Origin of the sequence: Marilutibacter maris (assembly GCF_006546735.2) — a bacterium.
GTDB classification, from domain to species: Bacteria; Pseudomonadota; Gammaproteobacteria; order Xanthomonadales; family Xanthomonadaceae; genus Marilutibacter; species Marilutibacter maris.
Window position 1 is genome coordinate 1 of record NZ_VICD02000213.1, and the last position, 4712, is coordinate 4712.

A 4712-nucleotide genomic window follows, 5' to 3' on the forward strand; every position below is an offset into this window, starting at 1 on the left:
GCGCGCGCGGCCCGCGCGAAGCCGGTGGAAGAAGCGTTGCGGAACTGGCGGACATCGCGAACCCGGCGGCAGTCACAAGGCCCACGACGATAGCAGTCCCGCAAACAAAAAGCGCCGCACGGGGCGGCGCTTTTCGAGGCTGCCGGGCCGCTCGCGCGGCGCCGGTGGCGGGGGATTTACTTGACCATCCAATAGACGTTGAAGTCGCCCTCGAGGGTGAAGCCCTTCTCGATGCCGTTGTTCCAGTCCTCATAGGGACGGTCGACGGTCTCGTAGCCGTGGGTCAGGGCCCAGGCGCGCAGCGCGTCGCGGACCTTGGCCAGGTTGGCCATGTGACCCACGAACGGCACCATCGCGACCTTCGAGCCTTCCGCGTAGACCGCCTCGACCGGACCCTCGACCTTGATCTCGAGCTTCTCGGCGTCGGTCGCCGGCACCGCGGCGGTGGCCTCGGCCTTGTCCTCGCCCTCCTTGCCGTTGCCATTGTCCTTGCTGTCGCCGTCGCCCTTCTTGCGCACCGGCTGGGCAACGTCGAAGGAATAGGTCTCGGCGCCGAACTCGTTGGTGATGACGCGGACCGGACCGGCGGCGACCAGACCGTTGGCGTCCATCACCTTCTTGATCCACTCCATGTTGCTCTTCATCTGGGTGGCGACGGCGTCGTTGTCGCGCGGCACCGCGGCGCGCACGATCAGCAGGTTCTGGGCCGGACGCTGCGACAGCTGCGGCGCCTTGCTCGGATCGTCCTTGCCGAACACCGAGTAGTCGTGGTTCGGCACGGTCGCCAGCATGTTGCTCAGGCGGCTCAGGCTGAGCTTCATGTCCTGACCGAAGTTGCTGGTCACGTACATGCCGGCGTAACGGCCCAGCAGGTCCCAACCGTAGTCGACGTCATAGGTCTGGGTGATCATGACGTTGCGGCCGCTGCGGCCGGTCGGGGTCAGGGTGTAGGTGGTCCGCTCGTTCTTGCCGCGGCCGCGGAACGGGTTGTTGCCCTTCGGATTGGAGGTCAGCGCGTAGCTCACGCTCTTGTTCGGCTCGTTGCCGGTGATCTCCCAGCTGCCGCTGCCGAGCTCCTCGACCTGGGACTGGTAGTCCAGGCGCGCGCCGACGCCGGATTCGGGGCCGGACAGCTTCAGCTCGATCCCCGGATCGTGCAGCACCAGCGAGTTCCAGTCGTCGAAGCGGCGCAGGCTGTTGAGCGTGTCGTACACGATCGTCAGCTTGCGGTTGGACTCGACGCTTTCCTCGAGGTGGCGGCGATCGGGCAGCAGGACGCCGACCGTCAGGAACAGCACGGTCACGATGGCAATGGAAATCAGGATCTCGATCAGACGGGTCATTCAGGTTTTCTCCAGGGCCGACCCGGGACCAGACCGGGGCGCAGACCCCTAATCCTAACAAGGAAGCCGGGGCGGGCGCATTACCCTTTCGCAGGAGTTCCACGCCCGGACCGCACCGGCGTTTCCGGGGCGGCCGCCAGCGAATCGTGCCGCCGGCCCGGGCCGCGCTGCGCCGCTCAGACCAGTTGCAGCTCGAACGCCTTCAATACCGCACGGGTACGGTCGCGCACGCCGAGCTTGGACAGGGTGAGGCGCCAGCGCCTGCGAGGCATCGCCTCGCCTGGCAACGAACGCCCGCCGCGCTGCGGCGGGCCGGGTATCCTGTCGCTCAGACCAGTTGCAGCTCGAACGCCTTCAATACCGCCCGGGTGCGGTCGCGCACGCCGAGCTTGGACAGGATATTGGACACGTGGTTCTTGATCGTGCCCTCGGCCACGCCCAGCGAATTGGCGATCTCCTTGTTGGAGAAGCCCCCGGCCATCAGCCGCAGGATCTCGGTCTCGCGGTCGGTCAGCGGGTCCGGCCGGTCGAGGCTCACGAACTCGTTGCGCATGTGCTCCAGCCCCGACAGCAGCCGCTGGGTGACCGCCGGTTGCACCAGTGAACCGCCCTGGGCCACGGTCTGGATCGCGTCGACCAGTTGTTCGAGCGAGACGTCCTTGAGCAGATAGCCCTTGGCGCCCGCCTTCAGGCCCGCCAGCACCAGTTGGTCGTCGTCGAAGGTGGTCAGGATGATGGTCGGCGGCAGGCTGTCGCTGCGGGCCAGCGCCTGCAGGGCCTCCAGCCCCGACATCACCGGCATGCGCATGTCCATCAGGACCACATCGGGCCTGACCTCCGGCACCATCTCCACCGCCTGGCGCCCGTCGCCGGCCTCGGCCACCACCTCGATGCCCTCGGCCAGCGACAACAGGGACCTAACCCCCTGCCGGACCAGGGTCTGATCATCAACAAGCAATACGCGGATCATGCCGCCGCTCCTTTGAGAGCCTGCCCCCGCCCCCACCGCGGCCCTTGCGGGAACCGGAGGGACTGCCGAACAGGCGAGATTGGAAAAGTGTACGTCGATACGGCCCGGGCGCACGATGCCGTCATGCCGCGTCTCCCCGTGCGTCCGGTCCGGGCCGGTCGGCCGCCTGGACGCTCGCGGCGGACTCCGCCGACGCCGAAGCGAGCACCGTGGCCGGCAGCGCCAGGCGCAACGCGAAGCCCGCCTGCGGGCGGGTTTCGATCTTCAGGTCGCCGCCATACAGGCCCAGCCGCTCGCGCATGCCGCGCAGACCGTTGCCGGATACCGGCGAACTGGCGCCGCGGCCGTCGTCGCGGGCCTCCATCACGATCATGTCGCCGTCGCGGTAGGCCTTCACCCACAGGTTGGCCGCGCCGGCGTGGCGGATGGTGTTGGTGATGATCTCCTGGGTGCTGCGCAGCAGGATGTGCGCGCGCTCGGGGTCGTCCAGGGTCAGCGGCGACTCGATGTCCATGTGAATGCGCAACGACGGCACGTTCTCCGCCAGCGGGCGCAGCGCCGCCTCCAGGTCGATCGCCCCGCCCTCCCTCAGCTGGCTGACCGCCTCGCGGACGTCGGTCAGCAGCAGCCGGGCCAGGGTGTGGGCCTGGCGGACGTGCTCGCGCACCCGTCCCTCGGACAGATGCCCCGCGACCTCCAGATTCAGGCTCAGCGCGGTCAGGTGGTGGCCGAGCAGGTCGTGCAGCTCGCGCGAGATCCGGGTGCGCTCGTTGACCCGGGCGCTCTCCGCCAGCAGGGCGCGGGTCGCGCGCAGCTCCGAGTTCAGCCTGCGCTGCTCCTCCCGGGCCAGCGACTGCTGGCGGGCGACGAAGGCGGTCACGAACACGAAGCTGGAGAAGCCCATGTAGACCAGCGACTGCACCACCGCGATCATCGGCGGCATGCCGATCGGGCCCGCGAACACCGGAATGATCGAGGCGCTGCTGCCGATCAGCCACACCAGTCCCATCCGCAGGGTCAGCAGCCAGGGCAGCAGCCCCGCCACCACCATCAGCAGGATGCTGCCCAGCCCGGTGCTGGAGAAGTAGCTGACGCTGATCGCGCACAGGGTCAGGATGAACAGCAGGATGTGGTCGAGCCAGGTGGTCCGCCGCGACCCCAGCGAGCGGGTGATCGACCAGTACACCGCGCCGAAGCTCAGATAGACCGCCAGCCAGCGCCCGACCGCGAGGTGCGGGGCGGCCACGTCGCCCTCCGGCAGGGCCTCGATCACCGCCGGGTCGAGCCAGATCGAAAGCAGCCAGCACCCCACCATCGCCCAGGTGAACAGGCCCGCATAGCGCAGCAGTCGGGAATGGTTCAGGAGGTTCAACATGCCGGCATGCTAGCCCCATCAGGGGTTTGCGTAGCCGTCCGAAAGTCATGGAATCGTCATTGCGCAGTCGCCCAGGCCCCGCAGCCATGCGATAATCCGCTTCGCTGGCGCCGCATGCGCCGGCCCGAAACATCATGGAGTCAGGAATGTCGATCGTCGTCCGCGACGTGCTTGAGCACGAGCTGGATTCCGTCCTTGCCCTCAACAACGCCGCCGGACCCGCCATCCTGCCGCTGGACGCGGCCCGGGTACGCCACTTCTACGACAGCGCCGAGTACTTTCGCGTCGCCCTGCGCGACGGCACGCTCGCGGGCTTCCTGATCGGCGTCGGTAGCGGCTCGGACCACGACAGCAGCAACTTCCGCTGGTTCCACGAGCGCCACGCGGGGTTCTTCTACATCGACCGCATCGTGGTCGCCAGCCGCCGCCGTGGCGGCGGTGTCGGCCGCGCGCTCTACGCCGATGCCCAGAGCTATGCCGAGCTGCGCTACCCGCAGATGGCCTGCGAGGTGTTCCTGGAGGGCGGCCACGACCCGGCGCTGCTGTTCCACGGCAGCTTCGGCTTCCGCGAGGTCGGCCAGCACGTGATGCCCGAGGTCGGCGTCCGCACCGCGATGCTGATGAAGTCGCTGTGCAGCTACGAGTGGGTCCGCGAGACCTACGGCGACAACCTGCCCGACGAGGACTGGGTCCGCGCCCGCCGCACCGTGGCGACGCCGCCGCGCCTGACCGGAACCTCCGGTCGATGAGCGCCGTCGCGATGGGTGATTATGAACAGGCGGGCGAACTGAAGATCGGCCAGGTCGGCATCGCCAACCTCCGCATCCGCACCCTCGACGTCGACCGTCTGATCGAGGAAATGCGCCAGCGCGTCCAGCGCGCGCCCCGCCTGTTCGCCCGCGCCGCCGTGGTGATCGACTTCGGCGGCCTGTCCCAGGTGCCCGACGTCGCCACCGCCCGCGCCCTGCTCGATGGCCTGCGCGAGGCCGGCGTGCTGCCGGTCGCGCTCGCCTACGGCACCACC

At 68.6% G+C, this 4712-nt stretch carries 4 protein-coding genes and 2 pseudogenes; 2 read left to right on the plus strand and 4 right to left on the minus strand.

The window, feature by feature from the left end; genetic code table 11:
* Window positions 1–176: 176 nt before the first annotated feature.
* The 4 genes and pseudogenes from FKV24_RS12475 to FKV24_RS12490 form a co-directional block, all read right to left on the minus strand.
* Window positions 177–1343, minus strand: coding sequence for a polyketide cyclase (locus FKV24_RS12475; RefSeq protein WP_111266881.1), 1167 nt, complete (start codon window positions 1341–1343; stop codon window positions 177–179).
* 176 nt (window positions 1344–1519) lie between these two features.
* Window positions 1520–1588: pseudogene (locus tag FKV24_RS19905) on the minus strand (DNA-binding response regulator); the annotation flags it as partial.
* Between the two features lie 83 nt (window positions 1589–1671).
* Window positions 1672–2313 (minus strand): response regulator, encoded by a 642-nt coding sequence (locus FKV24_RS12485; protein ID WP_111266883.1) that lies wholly within the window; start codon window positions 2311–2313, stop codon window positions 1672–1674.
* Between the two features lie 121 nt (window positions 2314–2434).
* Window positions 2435–3688 (minus strand): sensor histidine kinase, encoded by a 1254-nt coding sequence (locus FKV24_RS12490; RefSeq protein WP_111266884.1) that lies wholly within the window; start codon window positions 3686–3688, stop codon window positions 2435–2437.
* 146 nt (window positions 3689–3834) lie between these two features.
* Between FKV24_RS12490 and FKV24_RS12495 the strand changes: the two genes are divergently transcribed.
* Together FKV24_RS12495 and minC are read left to right on the plus strand one after the other, a co-directional pair.
* Window positions 3835–4437, plus strand: coding sequence for a GNAT family N-acetyltransferase (locus tag FKV24_RS12495; RefSeq protein WP_111266885.1), 603 nt, complete (start codon window positions 3835–3837; stop codon window positions 4435–4437).
* Window positions 4434–4712, plus strand: a pseudogene (minC, locus tag FKV24_RS12500) (septum site-determining protein MinC); the annotation flags it as partial. The gene FKV24_RS12495 and the pseudogene minC, both read left to right, overlap by 4 nt.